17 protein-coding genes and 1 pseudogene are annotated in these 23,812 nt (G+C 64.2%); 8 read left to right on the top strand and 10 right to left on the bottom strand.

What is annotated here, in order from left to right; translation table 11 throughout:
- Positions 1-11: 11 nt before the first annotated feature.
- Together lolA and ACW5DN_RS04215 are read right to left on the bottom strand one after the other, a co-directional pair.
- Positions 12-632: an outer membrane lipoprotein chaperone LolA gene (gene lolA, locus ACW5DN_RS04220; RefSeq protein ID WP_456962958.1), complete on the bottom strand. Its 621-nt coding sequence runs from the start codon at positions 630-632 to the stop codon at positions 12-14.
- A gap of 113 nt (positions 633-745) precedes the next feature.
- Positions 746-3,109, bottom strand: a complete 2,364-nt coding sequence (locus ACW5DN_RS04215; protein ID WP_456961491.1) for a DNA translocase FtsK — start codon at positions 3,107-3,109, stop codon at positions 746-748.
- Between the two features lie 219 nt (positions 3,110-3,328).
- Between ACW5DN_RS04215 and trxB the strand changes: the two genes are divergently transcribed.
- The 4 genes from trxB (at position 3,329) to infA (ending at position 6,528) form a co-directional block, all read left to right on the top strand.
- Positions 3,329-4,285: a thioredoxin-disulfide reductase gene (trxB, locus tag ACW5DN_RS04210; protein ID WP_456961490.1), complete on the top strand. Its 957-nt coding sequence runs from the start codon at positions 3,329-3,331 to the stop codon at positions 4,283-4,285.
- Complete coding sequence (locus tag ACW5DN_RS04205; protein WP_456961489.1) at positions 4,278-5,483, top strand: GNAT family N-acetyltransferase; 1,206 nt, start codon at positions 4,278-4,280, stop codon at positions 5,481-5,483. The genes trxB and ACW5DN_RS04205 overlap by 8 nt, the downstream gene beginning before the upstream one ends.
- Complete coding sequence (aat, locus tag ACW5DN_RS04200) at positions 5,452-6,195, top strand: leucyl/phenylalanyl-tRNA--protein transferase (protein WP_456961488.1); 744 nt, start codon at positions 5,452-5,454, stop codon at positions 6,193-6,195. Before ACW5DN_RS04205 ends, aat begins: the two co-directional genes overlap by 32 nt.
- Positions 6,196-6,309: 114 nt before the next feature.
- Entirely contained in the window at positions 6,310-6,528 is a 219-nt protein-coding gene (infA, locus tag ACW5DN_RS04195) for a translation initiation factor IF-1 (protein ID WP_036193457.1), read from the top strand.
- A 72-nt stretch (positions 6,529-6,600) separates the two neighbouring features.
- Here infA and clpA read toward each other — a convergent pair whose 3' ends face one another.
- Complete coding sequence (clpA, locus tag ACW5DN_RS04190) at positions 6,601-8,880, bottom strand: ATP-dependent Clp protease ATP-binding subunit ClpA (RefSeq protein WP_456961487.1); 2,280 nt, start codon at positions 8,878-8,880, stop codon at positions 6,601-6,603.
- 73 nt (positions 8,881-8,953) lie between these two features.
- On the bottom strand, positions 8,954-9,280 hold the full coding sequence (gene clpS, locus ACW5DN_RS04185) for an ATP-dependent Clp protease adapter ClpS (RefSeq protein ID WP_456961486.1): 327 nt from the start codon (positions 9,278-9,280) through the stop codon (positions 8,954-8,956).
- Between the two features lie 105 nt (positions 9,281-9,385).
- Here clpS and ACW5DN_RS04180 point away from each other — a divergent pair, with 105 nt between their 5' ends.
- The 4 genes from ACW5DN_RS04180 (at position 9,386) to acnA (ending at position 14,530) form a co-directional block, all read left to right on the top strand.
- The gene (locus tag ACW5DN_RS04180; RefSeq protein ID WP_456961485.1) at positions 9,386-9,865 is read left to right on the top strand and encodes an NUDIX hydrolase; all 480 of its coding nucleotides are present in this window, start codon (positions 9,386-9,388) and stop codon (positions 9,863-9,865) included.
- Positions 9,862-10,980: a tRNA 2-thiouridine(34) synthase MnmA gene (gene mnmA, locus ACW5DN_RS04175; protein WP_456961484.1), complete on the top strand. Its 1,119-nt coding sequence runs from the start codon at positions 9,862-9,864 to the stop codon at positions 10,978-10,980. Before ACW5DN_RS04180 ends, mnmA begins: the two co-directional genes overlap by 4 nt.
- Positions 10,977-11,603 carry a high frequency lysogenization protein HflD gene (gene hflD, locus ACW5DN_RS04170; protein WP_456961482.1) on the top strand — a complete coding sequence of 209 codons (627 nt, stop codon included), beginning with the start codon at positions 10,977-10,979 and terminating at the stop codon, positions 11,601-11,603. The genes mnmA and hflD overlap by 4 nt, the downstream gene beginning before the upstream one ends.
- Positions 11,604-11,761: 158 nt before the next feature.
- A complete protein-coding gene (acnA, locus tag ACW5DN_RS04165; protein WP_456961481.1) occupies positions 11,762-14,530 on the top strand; it encodes an aconitate hydratase AcnA in 2,769 nt (922 codons plus the stop codon).
- Between the two features lie 46 nt (positions 14,531-14,576).
- Here acnA and ACW5DN_RS04160 read toward each other — a convergent pair whose 3' ends face one another.
- From ACW5DN_RS04160 to ACW5DN_RS04135, 6 genes and pseudogenes are all read right to left on the bottom strand, one after another.
- Positions 14,577-15,572 (bottom strand): serine hydrolase domain-containing protein, encoded by a 996-nt coding sequence (locus ACW5DN_RS04160; RefSeq protein ID WP_456962957.1) that lies wholly within the window; start codon positions 15,570-15,572, stop codon positions 14,577-14,579.
- A 48-nt stretch (positions 15,573-15,620) separates the two neighbouring features.
- A pseudogene (locus ACW5DN_RS04155) lies at positions 15,621-16,118 on the bottom strand (M15 family metallopeptidase); the annotation flags it as partial.
- 142 nt (positions 16,119-16,260) lie between these two features.
- Complete coding sequence (locus ACW5DN_RS04150; RefSeq protein WP_456961480.1) at positions 16,261-17,883, bottom strand: serine hydrolase domain-containing protein; 1,623 nt, start codon at positions 17,881-17,883, stop codon at positions 16,261-16,263.
- Complete coding sequence (locus ACW5DN_RS04145) at positions 17,876-19,105, bottom strand: dipeptidase (RefSeq protein WP_456961479.1); 1,230 nt, start codon at positions 19,103-19,105, stop codon at positions 17,876-17,878. Before ACW5DN_RS04145 ends, ACW5DN_RS04150 begins: the two co-directional genes overlap by 8 nt.
- Before the next feature lie 121 nt (positions 19,106-19,226).
- The gene (locus tag ACW5DN_RS04140; protein WP_456961478.1) at positions 19,227-22,208 is read right to left on the bottom strand and encodes a TonB-dependent receptor; all 2,982 of its coding nucleotides are present in this window, start codon (positions 22,206-22,208) and stop codon (positions 19,227-19,229) included.
- Between the two features lie 35 nt (positions 22,209-22,243).
- Positions 22,244-23,809, bottom strand: coding sequence for a transglutaminase-like domain-containing protein (locus tag ACW5DN_RS04135; RefSeq protein WP_456961477.1), 1,566 nt, complete (start codon positions 23,807-23,809; stop codon positions 22,244-22,246).
- Positions 23,810-23,812: the final 3 nt, after the last annotated feature.

The raw sequence follows: 23,812 nt of genomic DNA, 5'->3' as shown, positions 1-23,812 counted from the left end.
CAAGGGCTTCGTCAGCGCTCCCCAATTACATCCACGCCTTCCGGAGGCGTGTAGCGGAACGTGTCCGCCGGGAAGCCAGGGTTGCGCTGCCACTGCTTGAAGGTGATCTCGGTGCGCTGGCCGACGGCGTCGTTCACTTCCATCTGCACCAGTTTGCCGTCGTCAAAACCCAGCCGGGCCGAGCGGAAACTGGCCTGGTTGTCGTCGTTGGGTGCCAGACTCAACCACTCCAGGCCATCGGTGGCGCCGAGCTCCTTGACCACGAACTGCTTGTCCAGCTTGGCCGGCTCGAACAATGCCGCCAAGGGACTGCTGCGCTCTTCCACGCCTTGCGGACGCACCGTCACCTGCTCCAGGTCGGGGTCGTAGATCCAGACCTTTTCACCATCGGCAACAATCAATTGGGGATAGGGTTTCAAGTATTCCCAGCGAAACAGATGCGGCACGGACAGCTGCACATAACCGGTGGAGGTTTCCTTGAGCTTGCCCTGGGTGTCGTAAACCTGCTGGGTGAACTGGCCATCAAGCCCTTTCAAACCCTTGGTGAACGTATCGAGATCATCGCGCGCGCCAGCCAGTGCACTGCCCGCAACGACGGTGCCCAGCAGCAAACCGGTACTCCAGCGAATCATCTGGTTCATGCAGTCGATCTCCAGTCGTAGTCTGGTTACGAGTGTGTAGTGGTCAAGCTGAATGCGTGCTCGACGTGATCGTCAACATTCAGCGTGGCGCGGCCGGACGGGAGTCAATCGCGGGGCGGTGGCGGTGCCAGGACGCTGCGGTCGCCATTGTGCTCCGGCGGGGTGACGATGCCGGCCGCTTCCATGGCCTCGACCAGGCGCGCCGCACGGTTGTATCCAATTTTCAGCCGCCGTTGCACGCCGGAAATCGATGCACGCCGGGTCTCGGTGACCACCCGCACGGCCTGGTCGTACAGCGGATCGGATTCGTCCCCGCTGCTGGCCGTCTCGGGCAGGCCGGTGGCGCCCACCACGACACCATCGCCCATCGTCTGCACATCTTCCAGAACACCGTTGATGTAGTCGGTGCGACCGGTCTGCTTCAGGAACTCGACCACGCGGTGGACTTCTTCATCGGACACGAACGCGCCATGCACGCGCTCGGGCATTGCCGTGCCTGGCGGCAGGTACAGCATGTCGCCGTTGCCGAGCAGGGTTTCGGCGCCGGACTGGTCGAGGATGGTGCGCGAATCGATCTTGCTCGATACCTGGAACGCGATCCGGGTCGGGATATTGGCCTTGATCAGACCGGTGATGACGTCCACCGACGGGCGCTGGGTGGCGAGGATCAGATGGATGCCGGCGGCGCGGGACTTCTGCGCCAGGCGGGCGATCAACTCCTCGACCTTCTTGCCGACGATCATCATCATGTCGGCGAATTCGTCGATGAAGATCACGATGAATGGCAACGGCTCCAGCAGCGGCGCAACCTCGTTGATCTCCGGGTTGGGCTTGAACAGCGGGTCGCTCATCGGCTGCCCGGCGTCGCTGGCCTCGCGCACCTTCTTGTTGAAACCCGCCAGGTTGCGCACCCCCACCGCGCTCATCAGCTTGTAGCGCCGTTCCATCTCGGCCACGCACCAGCGCAGGCCGTTGGCGGCCTCCTTCATGTCGGTGACCACCGGCGCCAGCAGGTGCGGAATACCTTCGTATACCGACAGTTCCAGCATCTTCGGGTCGATCATCAACATCCGCACGTCCTTGGCGGACGCCTTGTACAGCAAGCTCAACACCATCGCGTTGACACCGACCGACTTGCCCGAGCCGGTGGTGCCGGCAACCAGCAGGTGCGGCATCCGGGCCAGGTCGGCGACCGTCGGACGGCCCCCGATATCCTTGCCCAGCGCGATCGTCAGCGGACTGCTTGCCTTGTCGTACTCCTTGGAACGCAGCAGCTCGGACAGGTAGATCATCTCGCGCCGGGTATTCGGCGTTTCCAGGCCAATCACCGCTTTTCCCGGGATGACGTCGACCACGCGCACCGACTTGACCGACAGCCCGCGCGCGATGTCCTTGTCCAGCGAGCTGATCTGGCTGACCTTGATCCCCGGCGCCGGCTCGATCTCGAACCGGGTAATCACCGGGCCCGGATACGCACCCACCACGGTGGCGTCGATGCGGAAATCCTTGAGCTTGAACTCGATCTGCCGCGAGAGGGTCTCCAACGTATCTGCGTTGTAGCCCTTGGGCTGCGGCTTTGGATCGTCCAGCAACGACAGCGGCGGAATGCCGGTGCCGTCGCTGACGTTGAGCAGGGGGATCTGTTGTTCGCGCTGGGCGCGGTCGCTACGTTCCACGGCGGCCGGTGCCGGTGGCTCAATCTTCACCGGCGCGCGCTTGGCCCGCAGCTCGCTGTCGACCTTGCGTACTTCACCGCGCTCCTCGCGCAGGGTCCGGGTCTGCTGCCACTCGCTGGCTTGTTGGCTGCCCCGGCGGAACAGGCGCGAAAGCACGGGCCCCAGCGCCAATACCCACTGGCCCACCCGGTCCATCACGTTCAACCACGAGATCCCGGTCGCCAGGGTCACCGACACCAGCAGCAAGGCAAGCAGGAACAGATTGCCTCCGACCGGGCCGAAGCCACTGTACAACGAGCGGCCGACCAGCTGCCCGAGGATGCCACCTGCGCCGGCGGAAAAATCGATCACCGAACCCACGCGCAGTTGCAGCAGCCCGGTGGCCGATACCAGGAAGCCGACAATGCCGACCAGTCGCAACGCCGGACCGAGGTCGGCGTCGCCATCGCCATCCACGTCCATGCCGAACAAGGCGATCCACGCCACCAGGGCAAGCATCACCGGCAACAGGAACGCGACGTAGCCGGTCAAATACAGCAACACATCGGCCAGCCACGCCCCGACCCGGCCGCCCAGGTTGTGCAGTGGTGCGGTGATGCTGCCGGACTGCGACCAGCCCGGATCATTGGGTGAGAAGGTGACCAGGCTCGCCAGCAGGTACAACAACAGCGGCGCGATCACGATCATCGCAATGTCGCGCATCAACCGCTGCCGCCGTGGCGACGGTGTGGCGTCCGCCCTCGGAGTGGTCGTCGCTTTTTTCTTGCGTGCTGCTGTGGACGCTTGCGCCACCGTGATGTTCTGCCTTAGCTAGGTTGTGTTAGTCATTGAATATACGCGAAAAACCGTTGTCAACCGACCCCTGCCCCGCACGGCCCCACTGCAACGCTGCGTCTTCGTGTCCGCCTTGTGTTGCCGGGACGCCGCCTCCAAGCTATGGGCCATGCCGGTCGCCGATGCGGCCCTGTCCTGCGCCGATGCGGCGCACTCCCAACCGTTGCGATTATACCCATGACCCCAAGCAAGCATGCCCGTCTCATCATCCTGGGCTCCGGCCCGGCCGGCTGGACCACGGCCGTCTACGCTGCCCGCGCCAACCTCAAGCCATTGTTGATCACCGGGTTGCAGATGGGGGGGCAGTTGATGACCACCACCGACGTCGACAACTGGCCCGGCGATGCCCACGGCCTGCAGGGGCCGGACCTGATGACGCGGATGCAGGCCCATGCCGAGCGTTTCGATACCGAGGTGGTGTTCGACCAGATCCATTCGGCCGACTTGTCGCAGCGGCCGTTCCGCCTCATCGGCGACAGCGGCGAATACACCTGTGATGCGCTGGTGATCGCCACCGGCGCGAGTGCCAAGTACCTGGGTATCGAGTCCGAGACCAGGTACATGGGCAAGGGTGTCTCGGCCTGCGCGACCTGCGATGGCTTCTTCTACAAGGAGCAGGAAGTTGCAGTGATCGGCGGCGGCAACACTGCGGTTGAAGAGGCGCTGTACCTGTCCAACATCGCGCGCAAGGTGTACCTGGTACATCGTCGCGACAGCCTGCGGGCTGAGAAGATCCTCCAGGACAAATTGTTCGCCAAGGCCCAGGCCGGCAAGATCGAGCTGGTCTGGGATCACACCGTCGAAGAAGTATTGGGTGATGACAGCGGCGTCACCGGCATGCGCCTGCGCTCGACCAAGGGCGACCAGAGCATCCGTGATATTCCGGTCAACGGCTTCTTCGTCGCCATCGGGCACACCCCGAACACCTCGCTGTTCGAGGGCCAGCTGGACATGAAGGGCGGTTACCTGCAGATCAAGTCGGGACTGGACGGCAATGCGACCCAGACTTCGGTCCCCGGGGTATATGCCGCCGGCGACGTGGCCGATCAGGTCTACCGCCAGGCAATCACCTCGGCGGGCTTCGGCTGCATGGCAGCGCTGGATGCGGAGAAGTTCCTCGACCAGGGTGAGTAGCCGTACCCGCATCGTCGCGAGCCTCAACGACGTCCCCGCCGGGCAATGGGACGCGCTGCACGACGGCCGTAACCCGTTCGTTGCCCATGCGTTCCTGGCGGGCATGGAGCAACACGGTGTCGTGCGCCCGGAGTGGGGCTGGTCGCCCAGGCACCTGACGCTGTGGCAAGGCGATGAGCTGCTCGCCGCCGCGCCGGGATACCTGAAAGACAATTCCCATGGCGAGTTCGTGTTCGACCATGCCTGGGCGCATGCCTACGCCCAGCACGGGCTGGATTACTTCCCCAAGTGGCTGTGCGCCGTGCCCTACTCGCCCGTCACCGGACCGCGCCTGCTGGTGCGCGATCCGGCGCATCGGTCGTTGCTGCTGGAGGCGATGGCCAAGCTGGCTGCTCACGAAGGCGTGTCTTCTGCGCACGTCAATTTCCACGACAAGGACGAAGATGCGGCGTTCGAACCGGTAAGCTTCACGCGACCAGGTGCCAGCGGTGAGTGGTTGCAACGCATCGACATCCAGTACCACTGGCATAACCGCGCCGGCTGGTCCGATTTTTCGGACTATCTGTCCGCGTTCGACCACAAGCACCGCAAGAACATCCGTCAGGAGCGCGCCAAGGTCGCCCGTGCGGGCGTGACCTTCCGGGTGGTCGAGGGCGGTGACGCCAGTGCTGCCGACCTGGCCGACATCCACCGGTTCTACCTGTGCACGTTCGCCGATTACGGCAACCACCCGACCATCACCCTGGCGTTCGTTCGCCACCTGGCGCAGGCCATGCCGCGCTCACTGGTGCTGTTTTTTGCCGAGCGCGATGGGCGTCCCGTGGCCGGCGCCCTGTGCCTGCGCGGTGGCGATACGTTGTACGGCCGATACTGGGGCGCGACCGAGGCGATTCCCGGGTTGCACTTCGAGACTTGCTACTACCAAGGCATCGATTACTGCCTGCGCGAAGGGCTGACCCGGTTTGAGCCGGGTGCACAAGGGGAGCACAAGTTGGCGCGCGGGTTCCTGCCCGCGCTGGTGCGCAGCCGCCACTGGATTGCTCATCCCTCGTTCCGCAACGCGCTGGGCCATTGGTGCGAGCAGGAGCGCGCCGTGATCAATCGGCATGCGACGACCCTGGCCGGCCGCTCGCCGTTCAAGCAGCCGTCCGGCGACAATATCGACCATGCCGATCCACCTGCCCCGACTGGCCACTGACCCCTGCTCGCCCTTCCCCGACCCGCGCACGGCCCTGCGGGAACCGGACGGTTTGTTGGCGATGGGTGGCGACCTGTCCCCACAGCGGCTGCTCAACGCCTATGCGGGCGGGATCTTCCCGTGGTACTCCGATGGCCAACCGTTGCTGTGGTGGTCGCCGGACCCGCGCACCGTATTCCGTACCGACGCGGTGCACCTGTCCTCCCGGTTTCGGCGATCGCTGCGCCAGTCCGACTGGCAGGTCACCGCCGATGGCGCGTTCGACGAGGTAATCCGGGCCTGCGCCCGGGCGCCGCGTCCGGGCCAGCCCGGGACGTGGATCACTGCGGCGATGCGCCAGGCCTACAGTGAGCTGCACCGCCTCGGCCACGCACACTCCATCGAGGTGCGCAGCGGCTCGGAACTGGTCGGAGGCCTGTACGGCGTTTCGATCGGCCGGATGTTCTTTGGCGAAAGCATGGTCAGCCTGGCGTCGGGTGGCTCCAAGGTCGCCTTGGCCGCCCTCGCCGCCCGCCTGCATCAATGGCGCTGGCCGCTATTCGATGCACAGGTTGAGAATCCACACTTGCTGAGTCTGGGCGGGATGTCGTGGCCACGCGAGCGGTTCCTCACCCAGGTCCGGTTGCTGGTCTCGCGCCCCGTGGCGGCGACGTCGTGGACGCAGCGGTTTGGCACGCTCCATGCTCGGGAACTTGCGCTGCCATTGGCTTGAGACACGCCGGGTATATCCACGACATCCGAATTTTGCGTCGACACGGCAAGCGTGTCATGATGCTCGGCTTCGCGGCTGCATTTTTGCGCCGCCCGCAACAAACGCAGGAAACACATGGCAAAAGACGACGTGATCGAATTTGAGGGCACGGTGGCGGAAACCCTTCCGAACACCCTGTTCCGCGTGCGCCTCGAAAACGGGCACGAGATCATCGCCCACATCTCCGGGCGCATGCGCAAGAACTACATCCGCATCCTGACCGGTGACAAGGTCAAGGTGGAGATGACCCCGTACGACCTGACCAAGGGAAGGATCACCTACCGCAACAAGTAATCGCGGTGGTGCATGCGTAAAAAAGGCGACCATGGGTCGCCTTTTTCGTTTGGAGGTCTGCTCCGTACCCGCCTATTCCACGGTGGCGGGCAGCAGCTTTTCCGGCTCGGCTTGCGCGTCGATCACCAGCTCGTCGTCCTTCACCTGGACCGTTACCCGGCCACCGGCCACCAGCTTGCCGAACAGCAGCTCGTCCGCCAGCGGTCGCTTGATCTTGTCCTGGATGACCCGGGTCATCGGCCGCGCACCCATCAATGGGTCGAAGCCATGCTGGGCCAGCCATTCGCGCGCTTCCGGGGTCGCCGTCATGGTGACGCCCTTCTCGTGCAACTGGGCTTCCAACTCGATCAGGAACTTGTCGACCACGCGCAGGATGTGCTCGAAACCGAGTGCATCGAACTGAACCACGGCGTCCAGCCGGTTGCGGAACTCGGGGCTGAAACCCTTGCGGATTGCCTCCATCGCATCGGTGCTGTGATCCTGCTTGGTGAAGCCGATCGTCCGCCTGGCGGCCTGAGTGGCCCCCGCATTGGTGGTCATCACCACGATCACATTGCGGAAGTTCGCCTCCCGGCCGTTGGTGTCGGTCAGCGCACCGCGGTCCATGACCTGCAGCAGGATATTGAAGATGTCCGGATGGGCTTTTTCCACCTCGTCCAGCAGCAACACGCAATGCGGGGTCTTGACGATCTTCTCGGTCAGCAAGCCGCCCTGGTCAAAGCCGACGTAGCCGGGAGGCGCACCGATCAGGCGCGACACCGAATGCGACTCCATGTACTCGGACATGTCGAAGCGAACCAACTCGATGCCCAACTGCAGCGCCAACTGCTTGGTCACCTCGGTCTTGCCGACACCGGTCGGGCCGGCAAACAGGAAGTTGCCGATCGGCTTGTCGGGACTGCCCAGGCCGGAACGTGACAACTTGATGGCCGACGTCAACGAATCGATGGCCGGATCCTGGCCGAAGATCACCATCTTCAGGTTGCGCTCAAGGTTGCGGAGCACGTCCTTGTCGGTTGCCGAGACCTGCCGGGCCGGGATGCGCGCCATCTTGGCGACGATCATCTCGATCTCCTCCACGTCGATGGTCACCTTGCGCACGCCTTCCGGCAGCAGGCGCTGGCGTGCGCCGGCTTCATCCATTACGTCGATCGCCTTGTCAGGCAGCAGCCGGTCGCCAATGTGCTTGACCGACAGATCTACCGCCGCCTGCAGCGCGTCATCGTCGTAGGTGACCCCGTGGTGGGCCTCGTAACGCGCCTTGAGCCCTTGCAGGATCTCGACCGTCTCGCCAATGGTCGGCTCGACGATGTCGATTTTCTGGAAGCGCCGCGCCAGCGCCCGGTCCTTCTCGAAGATGCCGCGGTACTCCTGGAACGTGGTCGAGCCGATGCAACGCAGGTCGCCCGAGGACAGTGCCGGCTTGATCAGGTTACTCGCATCCATCGTGCCGCCGCTCGCGGAGCCGGCGCCGATGATGGTGTGGATCTCGTCGATGAACAGCACCGCACCGGGGTGCTTCTTCATTTGCGCAAGAACCGCCTTGAGGCGCTTTTCGAAATCGCCGCGGTACTTGGTGCCGGCGACCAATGCGCCCAGATCCAGCGCATAGATGGTCGCGTCGGCAAGGACTTCGGGCACGTCGCCGTCGACGATGCGCTTGGCCAGCCCTTCGGCGATAGCGGTTTTCCCGACGCCGGCCTCACCGACATACAACGGGTTGTTCTTGCGGCGGCGGCACAGCACCTGGATGGTGCGTTCCACCTCGTCCATCCGGCCCACCAACGGGTCGATTTTGCCATCGCGGGCGAGCTGATTCAGGTCGACGGCGAACTCGTCCAGTGCCTCGGCCTTGGCATCCGCATCGCCGTCCGCCGGCCGGGCTTCGCCGTCGACCGGCTGGCTGTCGCCATCGTCGCCCTGGCGGGCAATCCCGTGGGACAGGTAATTGACCACGTCCAGCCGCGCGATGTCCTGCTGGTTGAGGTAGTAGACCGCGTGCGAATCCTTCTCGCCGAAGATCGCCACCAGCACGTTGGCGCCGGTGACCTCCTTGTTGCCCGACGATTGCACGTGGTACACGGCGCGCTGCAGTACGCGTTGGAATCCCAGCGTCGGCTGGGTGTCGCGATCGATCTCGTCGGGCAACACCGAGACCGAGGTCGCAATGGCCTGTTCCAGATCGCCGCGCAGGCGCGGAGCGTCCGCGTCGCACGCCTTGAGCACGGCCTCCGCAGAGGGGTTGTCAAGCAGTGCCAGAAGCAGGTGCTCGACCGTCATGTACTCGTGGCGCGCCTCACGGGCGCGCTTGTAGCACTGGCCGATGCTGAACTCGAGATCCTTGCTGAACATGAAGCGATGCCTCCGAAAAGCTACTGCTACCCAAGATGGGGATGCCAGCCCGCTTTTCCATGCCGGCTATCGGTTACGCCCTCTCCATCGTACATAGCAACGGGTGTTGATTCAGCCTGGAGAATTCGTTGACTTGCGCTACCTTCGATTCGGCCACTTCCCGGGTGAACACACCGCATACGCCACGGCCACGGGTGTGCACGTGGAGCATGATCTGGGTGGCGTTCTCGGCGGTCATCGGGAAGAACCGCATCAGCACCTCGACCACGAAATCCATCGGGGTGTAATCGTCGTTCAGCAGCATCACCGAGTACAGCGGTGGGCGGGCGGTTTCGGGCTTGGCGGCCTCGACCATCGTGCCGTGGCCATGGTCGTGTTCGTGTTCGGCAGGTCTGGACATGGCCGCATTGTAAATGCTCGCGCGCGCGGTGGGAGGACGGCCGGACGATGGACGCCCGGCCGGAGCACCGGCAAAATGGGCGAAACACCATTGGTTGAATGAATCTTGAGTTATCGCGAAGGCCGCTTCTGGCAACCCGACGTGACCGTGGCCACCGTCGTGGTCCGTGACGGGCAGTTGTTGATGGTCGAGGAAGCTTCCCGCGGACGCCTGGTGCTGAACCAGCCTGCCGGGCATCTGGAGCCCGACGAGAGCCTGGAGGACGCCGCGCTGCGCGAGACACGCGAGGAGACCGGCTGGGACGTGCGTCTGACCTGCTTCATCGGCGCGTATCAGTGGAAAGCGCCACCCGGCCCAAATGGTGGCGAGGGCCGTCATTACCTGCGCTTTGCGTTTGCCGCGGAGCCGGTCGCCCATGATCCCGACCGTAAACTGGATGTCGGTATCGCGCGGGCACTGTGGCTGGCCCCGACCGACCTGCAGAACCAGCTCGACCGCCACCGCAGCCCTTTGGTCTGGCGCGCCGTTGTCGACTACCTCGCTGGCCGCCGTCATCCGCTGTCCCTGGTGCAGCAGCTGGCGTGAGCACTCCCGGCACCATCGTGGGCATGTCAGGCGGTGTCGACTCGTCGGTGGCCGCTTTGCTGTTGCGCGATGCCGGTGAACCCATCGCCGGGCTGTTCATGCAGAACTGGGCGGAGGATGGCAGTGGCGACTGCCGGGCCGAGGACGACCGTCGCGATGCAGTCGCAGTGTGTGGGCGGCTTGGTATCCCGATCCACTTCCGCGATTTTTCCGGCGCGTACTGGGACGGCGTGTTCGAACATTTCCTTGCCGAATATGCCGCCGGGCGCACGCCCAATCCCGATGTGCTGTGCAACCGGGAGATCAAGTTCAAGCATTTCCTGGACGCGGCCCGCGACCTGGGTGCGGACTTCATCGCCACCGGACACTATGCCCGCATCACCCGCGATAACGGGCGCTGCCAGCTATTGCGGGCGGTAGACCGCAACAAGGACCAGAGCTACTTCCTGCACCAGCTCGGGCAGGCCCAACTGGCGGCCACCCGTTTTCCGCTGGGTGAACTGGACAAGGCCGACGTGCGGCAGATGGCGCGTGATGCCGGCTTCGCCACCGCCGCCAAGAAGGACTCCACCGGGATCTGTTTCATCGGCGAGCGCGACTTCCGTGAGTTCCTCGGACGCTATATCCCTGCCCGCACCGGCGAGCTGCGCACCCCTGCCGGGCAAAGCATCGGTCATCATCCCGGCGTGTTCTACTTCACCCTGGGCCAGCGCGAAGGCCTCAACATCGGTGGCGTACGCGGGTTTGCCCAGGCACCGTGGTACGTGGTGGGCAAGGACATCGCCAACAACGTGTTGTATGTCGACCAGGGCAGCGACACACCATGGCTGGCGTCGCGGTTGCTATGGTCCGAAGCCGCACACTGGATTGCCGGGGGCGCACCAGCGTCGCGGTTCACCTGCACCGCCCAGACCCGCTATCGCCAAACCGAAGAGGAGTGCGAGGTCACGGTAAACGAGGACGGCACCCTGGCGGTTTGCTTTGACCGGCCCCAGCGTGCGGTGACTCCGGGCCAGTCGCTGGTGCTCTACGACGGACAGGTCTGCCTGGGCGGTGCCATCATCGCGACCACTGACGCTCCACTTGAACAACGCCTGAGGGCCAATGCTGCATGACTGATCACCGTGACAACCCCCTTGGCGAACGCGTACTCGCGCTGGCCGGCATGCTCCAGGCACTGGCCCAGGTGCGCCGCATTGCCGACACCGGGCAATCCAACGCCAGCGTGGTCGACACCATGCTCGATTCGGTGTTCCGGATAGATGCCTCGACCACCGAGGAAGTCTATGGCGGACGCGCGTCGCTGCGTCCGGGGCTGACGTTGCTGCGCGACTATTTTGCCAAGAAGAAAAGCCACGATGAGCACCTGCCCCGGCTGGCGTTGGCCGTAATCCAGCTTGAACGCCGCTTTGTCGCCGACGGTGCCATGGCCCAGCGCGTGCAGCAGGGAATCCTTGTCCAGGCCGAAGCCGCGCAACGGCTTGGCCGTAGTCATCCCGATGTGTTGTCGGGACTGGGAAGCCTGTACGCCGACACCTTCAGCCACCTGCGTCCACGGGTCCTGGTGCAGGGCAACCCCCACTACCTGGGCCAGCCCGCCGTCGTCGCCGAAGTGCGCGCGGTGCTGCTTGCCGCGGTGCGCTCGGCCGTGTTGTGGCGGCAGCTGGGCGGCAGCATGTGGGACTTCCTGCTGCGCCGTCGTGACATGGCGGCACAGGTGGAAACGTTGCTGCGCTAGGCGATCATGGCCCGCTCCCAACGGGCCGCCGCAGGCGATAAATAGCGATTTCCGGCATAATAAGAAGATCGTACTGCGGCGGCTGTCCTGGGCGTGATCATTTCCCAAGGGCCTGTCGCGCTGCCCTCCCCCATGTTTTTCCAGCTACGGAGCTCCTCATGGCCGACTCCTTCGCCACACGCGCGCAACTCGACGTCAACGGCAAGTCCTATACCTATTTCAGCCTGCCCGCATTGGGCAAGCGCTTCGATCTGGCAAAGATGCCTTATTCGATGAAGATCCTGCTTGAGAACCTGCTGCGCAACGAAGATGGCGGGATCACTGTCGGCAAAGAGCATATCGAGGCAGTCGCGCAATGGGATCCGGCGGCGGAGACCTCCAGCGAGATCGCCTTCATGCCCGCCCGCGTGGTGTTGCAGGACTTCACCGGCGTGCCCTGCGTGGTCGACTTGGCCGCGATGCGCGATGCCGTCGCCAAGCTCGGGGGAAACCCGAGCCAGATCAACCCGCAGATCCCGTCCGAGCTGGTGATTGACCACTCCGTGCAGGTCGACGTGTATGGCCGTCCCGACGCGCTGGACATCAATGGCCGGATTGAATTCGAACGCAACAAGGAGCGCTACGGATTTTTGCGCTGGGGCCAGAAGGCGCTGGAAAACTTCAAGGTCGTGCCGCCCAGCACCGGCATCGTCCACCAGGTCAACCTGGAGAACCTCGCCCGCGTGGTGATGGGCACTGAGGTCACGAATGACCAGGGCGTGACCGAGTTGATGGCGTTCCCGGACACGGTATTTGGTACTGACAGCCACACCACGATGATCAATGGCATCGGTGTGCTGGGTTGGGGTGTTGGCGGTATCGAGGCCGAGGCCGCGATGCTGGGCCAACCGTCCTCGATGCTGATCCCGCAGGTGGTCGGCTTCAAGCTGACCGGCAAGCTGCCCGAGGGCGCAACGGCGACCGACCTGGTGCTGACCGTTACCCAGATGCTGCGCAAGCATGGCGTGGTCGGCAAGTTCGTCGAGTTCTTCGGCGAAGGCCTGCAGAACTTGCCGCTGGCCGACCGCGCCACCATCGGCAACATGTCGCCGGAGTACGGTGCCACCTGCGGTATCTTCCCGATCGATGCCGAGGTGTCGAAGTACCTGCGCCTGTCAGGCCGCAGCGAGGAGCAGATCGCACTGGTGGAGGCCTATGCCAAGGCCCAGGGCATGTGGCACGAGGCGGGTCAGCCCGAGGCCGAGTATTCCTCGGTGATCGGACTGGACATGTCCGGGGTCAAGCCGTCGCTGGCGGGCCCCAAGCGACCGCAGGATCGCGTGTTGTTGAGCGACATGCAGGAAAACTTCACAACCAACGTGAAGGGCTTCACCGCCAACCGCGTGGGCTGTGCGGTGGAAGAGTTGAAGGACGAAGGTGGTGCCCAGCCGCAGGCCGAACACTTGGCGGCAAAGCCGATCTCGAATATCCGCCTGGACGACCAGGACCATGCCCTGAGCGATGGTTCGCTGGTGATTGCCGCCATCACCTCGTGCACCAACACCTCCAACCCGGCGGTGATGCTGGGCGCTGGCCTGGTCGCGCGCAAGGCGGCAGCCAGGGGCCTGAAGGCCGCACCCTGGGTCAAGACCTCGATCGGTCCCGGCTCGCGCGTGGTGACCGATTACCTGCAGAAGGCAGGCCTGCTGGAGGATCTGGAGAAGATCGGTTTCTACATCGTCGGTTATGGCTGCACGACCTGCATCGGCAACTCCGGTCCGTTACTCGAGGCCGTGTCCAAGGGCATCGCCGAGAACGACCTGGCCGTCGCGGCGGTGTTGTCGGGCAACCGCAACTTCGAAGGCCGCATCCACGCCGAGGTGAAGATGAACTATCTCGCCTCCCCACCGCTGGTTGTCGCCTACGCGATTGCCGGCAGCATCGACCTGGATCTGGTCAATGATTCGCTGGGCAAGGACCAGGACGGCAACGACGTTTACCTGCGCGATATCTGGCCGACCAACCAGGAGATCGGCGACATGATCGCCGCCACGGTCGGTCCCGAGCTGTTCGCGCAGAACTACGCCGACGTGTTCAAGGGCGACGCCCGCTGGAACGAGATCGAGTCGCCCGACGGCGAGTCCTTCGCCTGGGACGAGGCCTCGACCTACATCAAGAACCCGCCGTACTTCGATGGCATGACCATGGATGTGGCCGCGATCGATGACCTGCATGGCGCCCGCGTAATGGGCCTGTTTGGCGACTCGATCACCACCGACCACATCTCCCCGGCCGGTGCGATCAAGAAGGACTCACCTGCGGGGCGCTTCCTGCTGGGGCGCGGCGTCGAGCATGCCAATTTCAACAGCTATGGCTCGCGTCGCGGCAACGATGACGTGATGGTTCGTGGCACCTTCGCCAACATCCGCATCAAGAACCTGATGCTGGACGGCGTGGAAGGCGGCTTCACCAGGTACTACGGCACCGACGGCGGTGCCGGCGAGCAGATGGACATCTACGACGCGGCGATGAAGTACAAGGCCGACGGCGTCCCGCTGGTGGTGTTTGCCGGCAAGGAATACGGCACCGGCTCCTCGCGTGACTGGGCGGCCAAGGGCACCATCCTGCTGGGCGTAAAGGCCGTCGTGGCGGAAAGCTTCGAGCGCATCCACCGTTCCAACCTGGTCGGCATGGGCGTGCTCCCGCTGCAGTTCAAGAATGGCGAAACCGCACGTACCCACGGCCTGGACGGCTCGGAGGTCATCGACGTGATTGGCCTGCAGGACGGCGCTTCCAAGACCGCCACAGTGGTCGCAAAGAAGGCCGACGGCAGTGAGAAGCGCTTCGAGGTCGACGTATTGCTGTTGACGCCGAAGGAAACCGAGTACTACCGCAATGGCGGGATCCTGCACTACGTGCTGCGCGACCTGGCCCGAAAGGCTGCATAAGGCCTTTCCGACCTGAAAAAAAGCGGCTTCGGCCGCTTTTTTTTGCTTATCGCTTGAACAGCTCGGCAATCTCCAGCGCTGTGGAATACGGTTCGGGATCATTGCGGTTGCTGAGTAACACCACCGTCAACCCCTGCTGTGGGTTACGCACGATTACGTTACGGAACCCCATGGTCTCCCCGGAATGCCACAGGCGGTCGCCGGTGATGCGCCAACCGTAGCCGTATTCGACCGTGGGATCATCGGTCGGGGTCACCGCGGTGAATGCGAGGCGGCGCGACTCATCGCTGAGCAGGCGGTCGTCGTACAGCGCGGCGTCCCATTTGGCGAGGTCGTCGATCGACGAGTAGATGCCGCCATCGCCGAGCACCGCGCTGGTCTGGCTCTGGTCGGTGCGCGTCCACTGGCCGTCGACTTGGCTGTACCCAAAGGCCCGGTTGGGGACTTCCGGGCCGCCCTGCACGTAGGCCAGGGTGTCGTGCATGCCCAGCGGCAGGAAGATCCGCTCGCGCAGGAACGCGGGGAAGTCCCGGCCCGACGCGCGCTCCACGATCAACGCCAGCAGGGCGTAGCCGCTGTTGCTGTAGCGATAATCGCTACCGGGCTCGAAGTAGGTCTGGACCTGCCCTTCGAGCAGGCGCAGCACGTCGGCGTCATGGAGTTGCCCGGTCATGGTCGGCGGAATCACGTCCTCGTAGTCGATCAGGCCGGAGGTATGGCTGAGCACGTGATGCAGGGTGATGCCGTCGGCGGCGTCCGGCAGCGACGGCAGCCACTGCCGCAGCGGGTCGTCGAGGTCGAGCGTGCCGTCCTCGGCCAGCAACAGGGTCGCGGCGGCGGTGAACTGCTTGGTGATGGATGCCAGCCGGTAATTGGTTGCCGGGCCGGCCTCGAAGCCGCGCTCGAGATCCGACCGGCCGTAACTGCGTCGCACCACCGGCTCGCCATCCTTGATCACCAGCAGCGATGCGCCGGGCACGTCGCCGTCATAGCGGCCCATCAACTGGTCGGCCGTGGGTTGGGACACGGGTACGTCATACATCAGGGTCGGGCTCGGTTCGGGCCGCAGCGTGTAGTGCCACCACTCCATCGGGTAGTTGGCGAAGCCGTGGCGGCCCATCGCCTCGCGCAGGCGTTCGCGATTGGCGCGCTGGGCCGGGGTGGCCAGCGACGAATCGGTGTTGGCGCGCGGGCCGAAGAAGTCGAAACCGGTGCCCATGTCGAGCGTTTCGCACGTCTCGCCCTCGCATTGCAGCAGGGTCAGGTCGACCGTCGCGCCGCGGCTGTGGCCGGATACCGAGGCGATGTAACCGTTCAGCAGGTCGGGCTTGTCCATGTCGGGGTAGTAGTCGGCCTTGTTGCGCACGTCGCCCGGGTCGTTGGCCCAGCGGACGAAGTGCGCGACGGCGCGGGTGGGCCGGTAGCAGTCAAAGATCTTCAGGCGCAGGTTCTGCTGGCGCAGCTCCTGCTCGACCTTTTGCAACGCCTCGGCGACCGGTTCCAGCAGGTAGCACCGCGGGGCCTGGTAACCGTCGATCGGCACGCCGACGAAGTTCTCGCTGCCGGCGTAGCGGATTTCCTGGGCCATGTCGGGGACGAGGCTGCGGATGTCGACCAGGCCGGCTTCGGCGTGGGTCTGCGCCGGTGACAGCTGCGGCGTCGAGGCGGTCGAAGCGCAGGCGCCAACGATCGCCACCACGAAGGCCGTGGCTGCGAGTCGCAGTAGCGTTCTAGTCACAATCACCGGTGCGCTCAAAGGCGAGGTCCTCATAGTCGGAACTGAAATCGGCATTCGGATCTACCTTGGCCATCGAGAGCGCGGGCGACGCGCCTGCATCGGCGAAGTCGAGCCAGGCTTCATCCAGGCCCGGACCGTCCCAGTCGACCAGCAGTCGCTCCCCCACTTCCATCACCTGGCCGCGCATGCGCGGCGACTTGACCGCGGTGAAGCGCACGTCACCGTCGCCCTTGCATACCGCGACCTCGCCGAACCATGGATCGGTGTAACGGCCCAGATGGTTGGAAAGCGTCGCGGCCGTGGCTGGGACACGGGCGGAGGTGTCAGGCATCACCGAATCGCCGGCCGACGCCGGTTGGTTGGCGATGCGCGCCGCATAGTCAGCGACCGTAGGATTTTCTTGCGGGGCAGTGAAGTGCTTCAGCAGCACTTCGTTGATCACCGTCCGGGCCTCGCCGGCATTACCGTTCATCAACACCACGAAGCCGGAATCCAAATCCGGCAACAGGGTCATCACCGAGTACATGCCCGACAGCGTGCCGGTATGCGAGACCGTCCAGGCACCATCGACATCGGCCAGGCGGAAACCGAATGCGTAGGCGTAGGCATGGGTGTTGTTCCAGTCGCGGCTGCGCTGTGAGATCGGCATCGGCGTGCGCGCTGCCCACATCGCCTCGCGCTGCTCCGGTGACAACCATTGCAGTTGTTGTTCGGTCGGCACCAGCCAGTTCCGTGCCCAGTCGAGCATGTCGCCGACGCTGCAACGGATGCCGCCGGCGGCCGCCGACGTGATCGCCGGGATGATCTCGTCGTCGACCGCGGCCGGAATATTGCGACCGTCCTCCCGGCGATGTGGCTGGGCGATATTGCCGACCGCCGCGCGATCGATCTCACCGACCTTGCACCGGTCCAGCCCGAGCGGCTGGAACACCTCGCGCCGGACCATCTCCTCGTAAGATGCACCACCCACCGCGGCCGCCACTTCACCGGCGACGACATACAGCAGGTTGTCGTAGGCATAGCCCGAGCGGAAGCCGTAGGCCGGCTTGATGTGGGCCAGCCCATTGATGATGTCGTCGCGATCGAACAGGTTCGGCTGCGGCCACAGCATCAGGTCGCCGCCGCCCTCGGGCAGGCCGCTGTTGTGGACCAGCAGGTCGCGCACCTGCATGTGCTCGGTGACCCACGGGTCGTGCATGCGGAACTGCGGCAGGTGCTTGACCACCGGGTCGTCCCAGCGCAGCTTGCCGGCATCGACCAGCCGCGCCAGCACGGCGGCGGTCATCGCCTTGGTGTTGGAAGCGATCTTGAACAGGGTGTCGGGCGTGACCGGTTGACCGGAGCCTTCGGCCAACTCGCCGGCGGTGCGCACGTAGACGACCTGGCCGTCTTCAATGACGCCCACCGCGAGCCCTGGCAACTGATAGCGATCCATCACGGCATCAAAAACGCGGTCGAGCCTCGGGGCCGGATCGGCGACCGGTCTTGCCTCATCCATCGCTGACGGCGGCGAGTCGCCAGTTGCAGTTGCGGCCGGCAACGTCGCGGTAGCCAGCAATGCCACAGCCGACAACGCCATCGCCCACCATCGCGAATGGTGCACGGACTCAGTCATCCGTGGCCTTTATCTGCTGCGCAACCTGCTCGACCTCGCTCCAGACCCGCAACAGGTTGCCGCCCCAGAGTTGGGCGATCTGTGCTTCGGTGAATCCACGGCGACGCAATCCTTCCGTTACGTTCGCGGTCTCCGAGGCGTCGTTCCACCCGGTGATGCCGCCACCACCATCAAAGTCGGAGGCCAGTCCGACGTGGTCGATGCCGGCGACCTGGACGGCGTGCTGGATGTGATCCAGGTAATCGTCCAGGTCGGCGATCGGGAATTGCTGTTTGATACGCTTGATGCCGGCCTGGTACGCGGGCAGGGATTCGTGCAGCTCACTGTCGAACTCCGCCGCGCCGGCCTGCTCGGCAACTTCCGCCTGCAGTGCGTCCTCGGCCGCCTCGCGTGCGGGGTCGGACTTCAGGAAGTAGGTGTAGGCGACGATGTCGGCAACGCCGCCATGGTCGGCGATGGCCCGCAACTGGGCATCGTCCAGGTTGCGCGGGTTGTCGGTCAGCGCGTTGACTGCGGAGTGGGATGCAATCACTGGCGCGGTCGATGCCGCCAGCACGTCGCGCACGCAGGCATCCGAGGTGTGGGAGACATCGACCATGATCCCCAACTGGTTGGCGCGTTGCACCACCGAGCGCCCGAAGGTGCTCAAGCCCACGTCCCCGGGCGGCGCATCGCCGAACTCCGGACGCCCACTGGAACTGGTACAGATGGCGTTGTGGCCGACGTGGGTCAAACCGAGATAACGCGCCCCACGTGCATATGCCGCGTCGAGGTTGTCGAGGTTATCACCCAACGAGTAGCCATTCTCGATGCCGATCATCGCCGACAGCAGTCCGTCGGCCTTGTGCTGGCGCACCTGTTCGGGCGTGGTCGCCAGGGCGATGCGGTCGGGGTATCGCTCCAGCATCATCTCGATCGCCGAGTACTTTCGCTCCGCCTGCGCCATCGCGTCGGCATAGCCGGCGTCGGTCAATGGCCCCTGCTCGGTATAGATAACGAAGAACGCCGCATCCAGGCCGCCACGTTCCATCTTGCCCAGGTCGACTCGCAGCTCGGTGTCGGTGCCGACGTCGAAGCGCGAGTCGCGCATGTAGTCCAGCGGGATATCGACGTGGGTGTCGATAGTCAGCGGACCGGGTAACGCGGTAAGGACGGGCTGTTGAGCGCAGCCCGCAAGTGAGACGGCCAGCGCCGCGCAAACTATGCCAGTACGAGTATTCATGTATTCCTTCCGGCCTCGGCCGGGCGTTTGCCGATGCTTACTTGTCCGTAAGCATGGTGAAATCATTGGTGGCCTTGAGCGGATGGCGGCCCGACAAGCGGGCCGCCGATTGGGGCGTGACTCAGAATGCGTAGGTCACGACCAACTGCGCGTAACGCGGCGACTGCCAGCCAAGCGCTTCCCCGAAGTACGGCATCTCGTTGCCGGGGGTGCTTTCGTAACGGGAATGCACCCGGGTTGCGGTCTGGCTGTTCAACAGGTTGAAGACGGAGAAGCGTGCCTTCAGGTCAACGTTTTCCGACGGCAGCGTCCAGGTCACGCTGGCACCCAGGTTGGTGACCCAGGGCATGCGGCCGAATGCACCCTGCTCGGTGAACACCAGTTCCCGCGTCTGCCAGTCGTCACAGTTCGCCACGCACAGCCAGCCAGAACCGCCGCCGCTGTACTCACCGGGCCCGCCGGCACTGCGATCATCGTTGGGCCAGCGCACGCCGAAAGCGGTGATCGGGCCGCCGGACCGTGCGGACAGTGTGCCGCCGAAGCTCCACATCTCATTGAGCTTGTAGCTGCCGCGCAGTTTGATCTGGTGGCGGGAGTCGTTGAACAGGACGCCGTAACGCTCGTTGACGGCCGGGTGGTCGAAGTACTGCACCAGGTTGGTGTCGTTGTAGCCGGTGTCAGAGTTGACCGGTCCTTCGATATTGCCCTCGGACTTGGACCACAGGTAGCTGGCATTGAATGCCCACTTGTCGTCCCAGGCGCGATCCAGCTGGAATTCTAGGGCCTTGTATGTGCGCTTGGGCTTGCTGTAGCCCATGATGGCGCCGCTGCCGAGCGCCATATAGCCGTCCTTGGAGCTGTCGAATTCAACCCACTCCTCCGTGTCCGGGCACCACAGGGTATTGCTTTCGCCGGGATTGATGATGGGCCAGTCACCGGAATACCAAGGGCATCCTTCTACATGATTGATGCGCGCGTCTTCCACGGCGCGGGTCATCTCGCGGTAGGTGGCGCTGACGCCATACGACCACGCGTTGTCGATCGCCTGCTGGAAGCCCAGGATGAACTCGTCCTGGAATACCTGCTTCAGGTCCCGGCTGACTGCAGTGCGGACGTCGTCGGGCGCGGGAACGTTGCCATCGGTGTTGACCGCACCGAGCTGGGCACCAATGTCCGGGAACAGATAGGTGCCACCGGTGACCGGGTCGGTACGTTCGACCCATCCATTGAGCTCGTAGTAGGTATGCTCATCGGTGGATCCGCCGCCGAAATAGTCGGTGAGCTTGTTGGTAAGTGGGGTGTAGTAGCGGCCCGCGTTACCGAACACCTTGGTCCTGCCGTCGCCCTGGACGTCCCAGCTGAAGCCTAGGCGTGGCGAGATCATGTCGCTGAAATCGGCCTTGGCGAAGGTCGCGCCCGAAGCCAGCGTGTTCTCGAACTTGTCGGCGCGCACACCGATGTTCAGCAGCAGGTTGGGGGTGACATTCCAGTTGTCTTCCACGTAGATCGCCTGCACCTTGGTCGAGACCGGGGCGCCGGTGATGTAGTGGCGCGCATCGATGATCCGAGTGACGCCACCGGGAATCACCGCGCCATTGGGAAGCACGCCACCTGGTGTAGCGGCTTGCGCCTGATAGCTCACGCCGTCGCCCGGATACACCCTGGAACTGTTGGAGTCCGAGACTTCCTGGTCGACGCCGAAGCGCAGCAGGTGGTCGCCCATCGTCCACTCGAAGTCCAGGCGCGCTGCCTCGCGCTTGTCGAACCGGCTACTGATGCTGCTGTTGCTCGGGTGGCAGCCTTCCCGCGTGGTTTCCGGACCGAACGCGTCGGTGTAGCCGCCAGTCCGCGTAACGATGCTGCAGCCCCCGTCCCATGGACTGCCGCCGGTGGCGCTACGCTCGTTCACGCCATACATCGCCTTGGCGACGAAGTTCTGGCCGAAGTGCCCGGTATAGGTGGCCGACCAGTTGTCGCCGCCGGAGCCGTCATAGCTTTCACCAGCTTTTGCGCCACGCGTGGCGCTATCCCAGTCGTAATCATAGTTGCTGGTAGCCGATTCGGCCTTGTCGGAGAAGGCCAGCAGTTCCAGCGAGTGATTGTCATTGATCTGCCAATCGAGTTTGCCGCCCCAGAAGTCGTTGTTGCTGTCGGTGTACCAGGCCTCGATCGTGTCGATGTCCCTCGGATTGCTGTCGCGCTGTTCGTACATCGCGAAGAAGAACAACTTGTCCTGCACGAGGGCGCCGGATGCCCAGACGTTGGCCTTGTAGAACGACCCGTCGTCTCGGCTCATGCGATCGCGCTCATCGAGGGTGCCGTCTTTGTGGTACCGGTCCTTCCTCGAGGATGTCCAGGCCGCCGGTTCCATCGTCACCTCGGCGCCGGCCTTGAACTCGTTGCCGCCGGAGCGGGTCACGGCATTGATGACGCCGCCGGTGCTACGGCCGAATTCCGCCGAATAGCCGCCGGTCTTGACCTGGAATTCCTCATAGAACCCGAAGGGGACCGATGAAAATCCCTGGCGGCGATAGGGGTCGGTAACGTTCAGCCCGTTGATGTAGGCGACGTTCTCCGCCACCGACGAGCCACCGAAGGACAGACCGCCGAAGCTGGCGCCCGAGGCAACCACGCCTGGCGCCAATAGCGCAACGGCACCCAGACTCTGGTCCACCGGCAGCCGCGCAAGCTCCTCGCGGTTGACGTTGGTCGAGGACTCGGTGGAATTGACGTCCACGCGGTTGACCACTCTGGAACCGACCACCTGCACAGCGGCCAGGTTCACCGCGCCGTCGCTGGTCAGATTGACGGTCGTGGTCCCACCCAGGGAAACACTGACGGAAACCGGGGCTCCCGATCCGGATGTCAGGGTGTACTGGCCCGGCGACAATTGGCCGATGCGATAGTTGCCGTCCTCGCTCACCGTCGCGGAGCGCGACGACCCCGTCGATGTGTTGGTGATAGTGACCTGCGTGCCGGCTTCGGCACTACCCGCGACGGCACCAGTGACGCTCTGGGCCATGGCCACCGGAGCCAATGACGCCAGGCAAAGACCCAACGCGGCTACCAGTACTTTTGTTCGTAACACTTTCTTGTTATTCATGACCCCTCCGGCAAAAAGTTGTTTGTCAAGCGTATTTACGGGCTTGCATCAGGTTGCGGCAGCAACTGTGCCTCAAAGCTGTAATCCCACTGGTCGAAGTACAGATTGCCTCCGCTCCACTCGGCCTCCCCCCTTTGTGAGTCGACCGTTTCGGAACGGAAAAACTGTTTTTCAGGATAGAAATCACCGCCGAAATCGTCATTGAAGGCGATCCGGTAGGCATCCAGGCCACCGAGGTAGAACCACTCCAGGCTGTTGCCCTGGTCGTCGACGGCGCCCTGCAACCGCCCCGTCGTCACGTCCATCGGCATCCAGCCATAAGGGGCCAGGTACAGGTGGCCCCAGTCGTGCAGGTTCCAGTAGTCGTCGTCGGGGCCTTCGCCACCTTCGAACACCATCCCCGATTGCCAGCGCGCCGGAATTCCGTTGAGCCGCAGCAGGCTGATCAGTAACAGCGTCTGTTGCCCGCAATCGGCATGGCCTGCGTGCAGCGCGTAATCACTGATGTTGGAAATGGTCGAGTATTCGCGTGCACCGGCCCAGGGAATCTCGTCGACGGCAGCAAACAGCTTCCGGGCGATCCGGTACGGGTTGGTCTCATCGCCAACGACCTTGTGCGAGAACTCGCGCAAGGCGGGGGTGAACACGATGTGCGGGGGGCGCTCACCCAGGCTTGCTGCCAGCTCGGTCGTTACAGGCGCTGGCTGGACCTGGTCAGGGTCGATCGCGTGGTACTGCGCGTACAAGGTGAGCTCGTAGCTAATCGAGAAATTCGTCGGCTCCCCGGCCCGTGCGGGCCTTTCCAGGTAGACGGTGCGTTGGGCAACCGAATCGGGAGCGATGACCGCGTCGTCGGGCTCACTGTCCAGCAGGTCGATGGCTTCCTGCTGACCGGCAATCGCGCGTGGGAACGGGATCCAGGCACGAACCATCTCACCGGCTGGGACGGTATCGGCGGGCACGCTCAATTTCTGGGTTACCCGTACCCGGCGTGGCAGCACGCTGGTCTGGTTGCTGGCCTGCGCCTGGGCACGAATGGCCGCGTGATGGGCGTTGGCCGACTCCATCGGGCCTTCGCTGAAAGGCTTGGGATTGGCGCGGCGCGCAGCCGCCTGGTCACTGAGCCGGAACAGGTTTGGCACCGCGCGGTCGAAGTACCAGGTCTCTGCGTCGATGACGCGGTGTTCAATCAGGTTGGCCTGCTTCCATCGTGCGAACTCATCGGCTTGCAGGTCGGGTATCTGCTTGCGGAGGCGCTCCAGTACTTCCTCCTCCTGCAGATGGAAGTCGATCAGGATGCGACGCATGCGCTCGCGTTCAAACCGCAACGCCTGCTCGGTGCCGGCGTCAATGGAGTCGTCCCGCAGCGCTGCGACGATGGCGGCCTCGGCCTCGCGGAAGTGACCGTCGTCGACCATCGCGATGACCGCGGGCAATGCTGGTTCATCCTGTGCTGATTTATCCGGCGCCTCGGCGGCGACACCCAGCATGGGCAGCACCAGCAGCAAGGCGAACAGCACGGCTCCCAACCACGGCCCACAGGCTTGCTCACGGCCTCGCTCCGTGCTGATTGACGCGCGCTTGTTCAGAACCTGACCCATCCC

This window comes from Lysobacter sp. A289 (genome assembly GCF_054072675.1).
The sequence above is the reverse complement of the archived record's forward strand: the minus strand, read 5'-3'. Positions and strand labels throughout refer to the sequence as shown.

What these genes read in the sequence shown, in the direction of transcription:
- ACW5DN_RS04160 (WP_456962957.1), bottom strand. Translation starts at nt 15,572, where the DNA reads ATGTATGACGTACCCGTGTCCCAACCCACGGCCGACCAGTTGATGGGC.
- infA (WP_036193457.1), top strand. Translation starts at nt 6,310, where the DNA reads ATGGCAAAAGACGACGTGATCGAATTTGAGGGCACGGTGGCGGAAACC.
- acnA (WP_456961481.1), top strand. Translation starts at nt 11,762, where the DNA reads ATGGCCGACTCCTTCGCCACACGCGCGCAACTCGACGTCAACGGCAAG.
- ACW5DN_RS04135 (WP_456961477.1), bottom strand. Translation starts at nt 23,809, where the DNA reads ATGGGTCAGGTTCTGAACAAGCGCGCGTCAATCAGCACGGAGCGAGGC.
- hflD (WP_456961482.1), top strand. Translation starts at nt 10,977, where the DNA reads ATGACTGATCACCGTGACAACCCCCTTGGCGAACGCGTACTCGCGCTG.
- trxB (WP_456961490.1), top strand. Translation starts at nt 3,329, where the DNA reads ATGACCCCAAGCAAGCATGCCCGTCTCATCATCCTGGGCTCCGGCCCG.
- ACW5DN_RS04140 (WP_456961478.1), bottom strand. Translation starts at nt 22,208, where the DNA reads ATGAATAACAAGAAAGTGTTACGAACAAAAGTACTGGTAGCCGCGTTG.
- lolA (WP_456962958.1), bottom strand. Translation starts at nt 632, where the DNA reads ATGATTCGCTGGAGTACCGGTTTGCTGCTGGGCACCGTCGTTGCGGGC.
- ACW5DN_RS04145 (WP_456961479.1), bottom strand. Translation starts at nt 19,105, where the DNA reads ATGAATACTCGTACTGGCATAGTTTGCGCGGCGCTGGCCGTCTCACTT.
- clpA (WP_456961487.1), bottom strand. Translation starts at nt 8,880, where the DNA reads ATGTTCAGCAAGGATCTCGAGTTCAGCATCGGCCAGTGCTACAAGCGC.
- clpS (WP_456961486.1), bottom strand. Translation starts at nt 9,280, where the DNA reads ATGTCCAGACCTGCCGAACACGAACACGACCATGGCCACGGCACGATG.
- aat (WP_456961488.1), top strand. Translation starts at nt 5,452, where the DNA reads ATGCCGATCCACCTGCCCCGACTGGCCACTGACCCCTGCTCGCCCTTC.
- ACW5DN_RS04150 (WP_456961480.1), bottom strand. Translation starts at nt 17,883, where the DNA reads ATGACTGAGTCCGTGCACCATTCGCGATGGTGGGCGATGGCGTTGTCG.